At 59.4% G+C, this 345-nt stretch carries 1 protein-coding gene; it reads left to right on the forward strand.

Annotated features, from left to right (window positions below):
* The coding region (locus L692_RS0102225) for a hydroxyethylthiazole kinase (protein ID WP_025696812.1) at window positions 1-345 on the forward strand (345 nt) is incomplete at both ends.

Here is a 345-nt window from a genome sequence, read left to right on the forward strand (position 1 = left end):
CCGAAATGAAAATTACCGCGCTTCGGGGCAATGTGGCCGAGGTCGCCAATGTCATCGGGGAACAGTGGTCCATTAAAGGCGTGGACGCGGGCGCAGGCAACGGCGACCCTGTCGCTGTGGCGCAAAAAGCGGCGAAAAAACTCGGTTGCATCGCCATCGTTACCGGTAAAGAGGATATTATCACCAATGGAGAGAAGACGTATATTGCAGCGAACGGCCACTCCATTCTGACCAAAGTGACCGGAACCGGCTGCCTGCTCAGCTCCGTCGTTGCCGCTTTCCTGGCGGTTGCCGGGGATTCCCCGCTGGAGGCAGCCGCCGAAGCCCTCTCCTTCTACGGCGTCG

The sequence above is a fragment of the Paenibacillus forsythiae T98 genome, from assembly GCF_000520735.1.
Lineage (GTDB): Bacteria > Bacillota > Bacilli > Paenibacillales > Paenibacillaceae > Paenibacillus_AQ > Paenibacillus_AQ forsythiae.